The 4,536-nt window shown below is 59.7% G+C and carries 4 protein-coding genes; 1 reads left to right on the forward strand and 3 read right to left on the reverse strand.

Annotated features, from left to right (window positions below; translation table 11 throughout):
- Positions 1-281: 281 nt before the first annotated feature.
- On the reverse strand, positions 282-1,016 hold the full coding sequence (locus ACILRN_RS15840) for a hypothetical protein (protein WP_395689926.1): 735 nt from the start codon (positions 1,014-1,016) through the stop codon (positions 282-284).
- Between the two features lie 171 nt (positions 1,017-1,187).
- Between ACILRN_RS15840 and ACILRN_RS15845 the strand changes: the two genes are divergently transcribed.
- Positions 1,188-1,886 (forward strand): hypothetical protein, encoded by a 699-nt coding sequence (locus tag ACILRN_RS15845; RefSeq protein WP_395689928.1) that lies wholly within the window; start codon positions 1,188-1,190, stop codon positions 1,884-1,886.
- Here the strand turns inward: ACILRN_RS15845 and ACILRN_RS15850 are convergent.
- Both ACILRN_RS15850 and ACILRN_RS15855 read right to left on the reverse strand, forming a co-directional pair.
- Positions 1,878-2,588 carry a hypothetical protein gene (locus ACILRN_RS15850; RefSeq protein WP_395689930.1) on the reverse strand — a complete coding sequence of 237 codons (711 nt, stop codon included), beginning with the start codon at positions 2,586-2,588 and terminating at the stop codon, positions 1,878-1,880. The two genes, ACILRN_RS15845 and ACILRN_RS15850, sit on opposite strands and share 9 nt — an antisense overlap.
- A 401-nt stretch (positions 2,589-2,989) precedes the next feature.
- The coding region (locus ACILRN_RS15855) for a tetratricopeptide repeat protein (protein WP_395689932.1) at positions 2,990-4,536 on the reverse strand (1,547 nt) is incomplete at its 5' end.

A 4,536-nucleotide genomic window follows, 5' to 3' on the forward strand; every position in this document is an offset into this window, starting at 1 on the left:
CGGGTCAAAAAACCCGGTCAATCCAAGTCCACGGAAATAGTTCTCGATCGCCGTGCCACCGGTCTTGGGCACATGGATGAAAAGAAACGTCTTCTCCATCTGGCCCTGCCGGAACTGATATAGCGGCATGCTGACTCTTACCTCTTTTATGCGAAAATTCCCTCACGAACTCCGCTTGCCACACAAGCAGCCACGCCGTCCGCCACGAAACGGATAAGCATCTTCTGACGCCCGTGGTTCAATTGTCCGAGCTACCTTGCCCAAGATGCAAGAATCTCCGATCAGGTCAATCTGTAATCGAAGCGTTCCATATCTTCGGAAAATGAGCGAGCAATCAAATCATGCCCCTCCGCGAAGCCATCAAACATCACCATGGCCGAGGCTGATTTCGGCCGGTACTGGCCCTTGGCACGTATGGTGCTGAAATCACTGGCAAGAGAAGGCGGCAATCCGGCTTGCCCGGCAAAGCGGACAATGTCACCTTCAAGGTCCTCGTAGCGCAGCAGCATATCCATGGCGCAGCGACCATTGATGTGGGTAATCAGCCTGTTTGATGAGAACACCCCAGGATTGGGCCGACGCCCATTCCTGTAGTCAGCCTCGATGCCGGTGCGGTGCGCGAACTGAAACCTCAACCACTGCCGAAAATGCTCTGGCGTGGGCTCCTTCACCGCGCGGCATTCCCAGAAATACCAACTCACGACATAGTCGAAGGGATTGCGCACGATCGCAACCTTCTTGTAGGCCTCAAAGAGATCCGCATCGACCCGGGAGCGCAAGTCCTCTGCACTGATGTGATTGTAGAAGCGGGCCTGTGAAACGCCTGGCGCTTCGGCGGGTCCATAATTCTGGGGCCCTGTATATCCCAGCGTCTTTCGGATGTTCTCGTCAGCGGGGGCGATCGGGGTCACGATATCCTGCGCCAGCATGTGCTTCGACAGGGCTATTTCAAAACTGGTTCCTGCAGTCTTCCTTGTCTTGAAGGCAATGAACCTGTGGGTATGGGAGAGAATCATGTGCCTTGCGCTTTGTCGTGGAGATGCATTCTCTGGTTGCCATTTCAGTTGGTGCCGTGCGATCGGGCATGAAACCGCCCCAAGCACAAGGCATCACCCATTACGGGTCCACTCGGTCACAGAATAAGCTAATAGATCGAAAAAGAGCAAACTTCGAAGGAGAGCCGTGCCGTGACAGACTACCGGAATGGCCACGCGCCATTTCCCCAGACGCTGGTGATTTCATCAGAGCGATCCGGGCTCAATCTCGTACGCCATGCGGTCGAGGTCATGAGCGGGATGAGAACGCCTGGAAAGGCTCACCTGGTGAAGGATGGACCACTTCTCTTCCACAGAACCCATTATGCCGGGCATGCCGGCGCGCCCGTGGGCCCGTTTGCACCGCTGTTCGAACCAGGTGGAGCGAGCAACTATGCCAAGGCACTGCTCCTGTTACGCGACCCGGCGGAGACATATGTTCGTGCCTATGACAGCAACATCAACTTCATGAAGCGCTATATCGAAAACATCCAGCTTTTCGACAGGTTTCAGGGTGACAAGCTGGTCGTAAGCTATGATGAACTGGTCAGCGGCAACAGCGCCTTGCAGAGAATTTTTTCGTTCCTGTCCATCGAGAACCATTTCGATGCATCGCGGCTCGCCGGGATACGAAAGGACGCCGTGGAATGGTATGACAGGAACCAGCCATCCGGGTCGCAGACGCGCGGTGACCCAAGCCTGCTCAAGACGCACCAGGCAGCCCTGACGGAGCGGGAAAGACGGGTCCTGCAGACCTTCCTGAGGCAGGAGCTGGGCGAGCTTGCAGCAACCTATCTTGCTCCATGGCAGACCACGCTCACCAGCGGCGCAGAAGGCCGACCATCAGGCTAGAGCACCATGGCTTCTCATCCACCTTTGACAGAGGTCGTAGAAGACAAAATCCCGCGCATACCAGCGCCGCAGGTTCTCCTTCGCCAGATCACTGAGCTCGGGGGTCTGTGAATAGTCGTTGCGGTGGGCAGTGGCTGCATCCTGCGCCGGCTGCAGATCGGCATATGCCAGCGAAAGGCCGAGCTTCTTGAGAAGCATTCCGAAGTCAGAGGCAAAATTCTCCTGCCGGATGATCCAGAGTGGCGGGCGAAGGTCGAGAAAGCACATCCTCTCGAACCAGTCGATCTGCTGCATTGCCGTGTGCCGGATCGATTGAATGGCCTGCAACGCCATGTCGCCTGCCCTGTCGGTCCGGAACAGTGCTTCAGCGAGTTGATTTGCATGTTCAAACTGGCCGAAAGCGGCTGCCTCGGGTCTTGTCCATTCGACATAGATGCGCGGCTGGCCCTTGCGTTTGCGCGAATAAAAACCCGACTTGAAGCGGGAGATGGGGTCCCTGATGGAAAAGAAATACTCAACACCCGCAGGGACCTCGTACAATTTTCTCATGTGTGGAAGCTGGTGCACCATAACGCCATGCGGCTTCAACTGCTGGGCGAGATGCATGATCTGCGTACCCGCATTCTTTCCTATGTGCAGAAAGGCAATCTCGCGCAATTTTGCCAGTCCCTCCTGCGCAGGCGGCGCATCGCCCCTGTTCATGATCGAGCCACGACCGCCGCCCGACCTGCACCGCAGCTCAGGACCGGTTCATGTGTGGGCTGAGAGGAATGCAAGGGGATGGCGGACATTCGTGTCCTGGTCCCTTCGTACTCAACATGTCGCTGGCCGTCAGATACCAACCCAATAACTCCCCTTCCGTGCACTGGCGCCCCCAAACAGTTGCTCGTGACTTTCAACAAGCCCCATGAACACGCCGTTTCAGACAGGGGCCGGCAGAAGCCTATAGCGGCTGGAAAGACGGTTGGTAAGGTCCTTCTTGTGACGTGCGGACCGATAAGTCGGCGAACGCGCAACATCACACGCAGTGCAAGCAACGGGACTCTCCGTGGAGACGTGCGCAGGCCGGGGGAGCAGTGAACCAAACAACAGGGGCGTGCGCGTCAGCCAGGCTGAAGCTGCAGAATCGGCTCCAGATACGCGGCATAGGGTTTCCAGCGGCCGACCGAGTTGGCATTGATGCCAGCCCGCACCTGCAGGCGGCTGAACGTCGACACCGGCGCCATGTTGCGCTCCGGATTAAGGCAGGCAGCTTCGAACGGAAGATCGACTGAGGCCAGGAGCGCACGGATCGCCGTCTCCGGTGAGGCTACCAGATCCTCGTAGGACAGCCTGACCACACGGCCTGGCAAGACCTTGTCCCAATGCGCCATCAGCCGCTGATAGTCGCGGAAATAGTCGGCGTAGGAGGCTGGATCATAGCTATAGGCATGGGCGAGGTTCATCTCCGTCTGGAAAGCGGATATGAATGTATCGGCCGGGTGGCGTGTGCAATGCACGATCCGGGCGTCCGGGAACAGCACGGCAATCTCGGCCAGAAAGCGGAAGTTGAGCGGCATCTTGTCAACCGGGCGGGCGTGCCCGTTCACCACATAGTCCATCGACTGCTGATAGAGTTGGGCGAGAGCCTCGATCTTCGCCGAACCAAGAGCATCGAGCGTGGCGTCGATCTCGCGCAAGGCCCTTCCGCCGGCCAGCCTGGCCGCCACATAGGTGAATGTCTCGAGTTCGCCCGCATTGCCTGCGGTGCTGTGCGCCGAAAGGATCTGCGCGGCCAGCGTGGTGCCGGATCGCGGCAGCCCGACCACGAAGATCGGCCGAAAGCGGCTGCGCCCGTAGCGCGCTGAGAGAGCCTCGATACGCTCGCGCGTGAAGGCCGTGATACGCTCGTCCACTTCACGGCCGAAGGCGGCCGTGACCGACGGCGTCCTGAGCAGTTTCCTCGCATCGCGCAAGGTGGCGAAGGCCTCGTCAAAGCGCCCGCTCGCCTGCAGCATCACGCCCTTGCGGATCATCAGGTCACAGCGGTCCTGTGGCGCAAGCCCGGGCCGCTCGATCTCCGCGCAGATATCACCATAGAGCGCCGAGCCGGCATCGTCGCGGCCGGACCCCGAAAGAAGGCAGAGGTAACGTGCGCGGTGCGGAGTTGTCGCCAGATCACGCAGCATGAGCGCTCGCGCGTCCTCGATGCGACCCAGAGACAACAGGCATTCCGCCTTCTCGAGCCTGATCTGGCACCGGGCGGCTTCCGGCGCCTTGTGAAGCGCCTTGTCATAGAGCGCAAGCGCCTCGTCCATGTGGCCGATGCGGGCCCGGAACGAGCCCATGCGCCAAAGCGTGACAAAGTTCCGCGGCTCGAACGCTCTCGCACGTTCGTACAGCGGCGCTGCCTCGGCCACCCGGCCCATCGACAGCAGGCAGAGCCCATAGTTGAGAAGGTAGTCAAGGTTGCGCTCATCAAGCGTCACCGCCCGCGCCAGGCTAGGCTCGGCAAGCTCGAAACGGCCAGATCCCTGCAGCACAATCCCGAGCGTATAGTGCGCGGGCGCAAGAAGCGGATGCGCGGCCACCAGCCGCCGCGCAAGGATCTCCGCCTCGCCGTGCCGGCCACGCTCGAGCAGTGCCTCGATCTCCCGCAGGGCCGGGGCTG

This window comes from Aestuariivirga sp. (assembly GCF_044238155.1).
Taxonomy (GTDB): Bacteria; Pseudomonadota; Alphaproteobacteria; order Rhizobiales; family Aestuariivirgaceae; genus Aestuariivirga.